The sequence below is a fragment of the Acinetobacter sp. YH12226 genome (genome assembly GCF_013417805.1).
GTDB lineage: Bacteria > Pseudomonadota > Gammaproteobacteria > Pseudomonadales > Moraxellaceae > Acinetobacter.
Genome location: NZ_VPDG01000062.1, coordinates 1 through 1,168 on the forward strand (window position 1 = coordinate 1; position 1,168 = coordinate 1,168).

A 1,168-nucleotide genomic window follows, 5' to 3' on the forward strand; every position below is an offset into this window, starting at 1 on the left:
TACGTTGTCGGCAGCGGGCCAAAAAGGAATACGTCCATGCCCATCGAGGTGAAACCGGCTGTGAGCGCGGGTTCAAGCATATAGCCCGACAGGCGCGTATCCTTGCCGATCACGACACGATGGCGGTGGTCACCGCGACGAAAGACACGGCCAGCCGCCATGCCGACGCGCAAGGCGGTTTCCGCCGTCATCGCGCCTTCGTTGGCTTTGCCACGAATACCGTCTGTGCCGAAATATTTGCGCACCATAAGGTCGATTATCCTGTCGTCGGGTCGCCCTCAAAGGGGACATGCCTGCTGAACCGCGAATATAGAGAAATATCCCGAATGTGCAGTTAACGAATTCTTGCGGTTTCTTTCAGCGCCGCCAATACCGCCAGCCCGTCGCGCAAGGGGCGCGGCTCGTGTGTGCGGATGAAGTCAGCTCCACCTGCGGCGGCGGCAAGCTCTGCAGCGAGTGTCGCGGCCCCGACATCCCCCGGACCACGGCCTGTGAGCGCGCGCAGAAAGGATTTGCGCGAAACAGACAGAAGCACCGGCAAATCGAAGCGCAGCCGCAATTCATCGAACCGCGCCAGCACCGAGAGCGAGGTTTCGGGAGCAGCCCCCAGAAAAAACCCCATGCCGGGATCAAGGACAAGGCGGTTGCGTTTGATACCGGCACCCGTCAGCGCCGCGATGCGCGCGTCAAAGAACGCCGCAATGTGATCCATGATGTCGCCAGCGGGTGCCTCGCGCCGATCTGCCTGCCCGTCTTGCACCGAATGCATAACGACGAGTTTGGCAGATGATTTCGCCAATTGCGGATAGAACGCAGCGTCTGGAAAACCGCGAATATCATTGAGATAGGCCACACCACGCGACAAGGCATAGGCTTGCGTCGCGGGTTGATAACTGTCGAGCGAGACGGGAATGCCATCTGCCTTGAGCGCGTCCAGCACCGGCGCGATACGCGCGATTTCTGTGTCGGACGAAACAGGCGCGGCGTCGGGATTGCTGGATGCCGGACCGAGGTCGATCACATCTGCCCCCTCGGCCATCAGCTTACGCGCCTGCGCAATGGCTGCGTCTGGCGCCAGATACCGGCCTCCATCGGAGAAACTGTCCGAGGTTATGTTGACGATGCCGAAAATGATGAGCGATTTATTCATGGGGGCTTCTATAATAAT

Annotated in this window: 1 protein-coding gene and 1 pseudogene; both read right to left on the reverse strand. The window is 59.8% G+C overall.

All coding sequences use genetic code 11. The features are described from left to right. A pseudogene (gene glmM / locus FTV08_RS16070) lies at positions 1 to 248 on the reverse strand (phosphoglucosamine mutase); the annotation flags it as partial. An 86-nt stretch (positions 249 to 334) separates the two neighbouring features. Next, on the reverse strand, positions 335 to 1,150 hold the full coding sequence (gene sul2 / locus FTV08_RS16075) for a sulfonamide-resistant dihydropteroate synthase Sul2 (protein WP_001043260.1): 816 nt from the start codon (positions 1,148 to 1,150) through the stop codon (positions 335 to 337). Positions 1,151 to 1,168 lie beyond the last annotated feature (18 nt).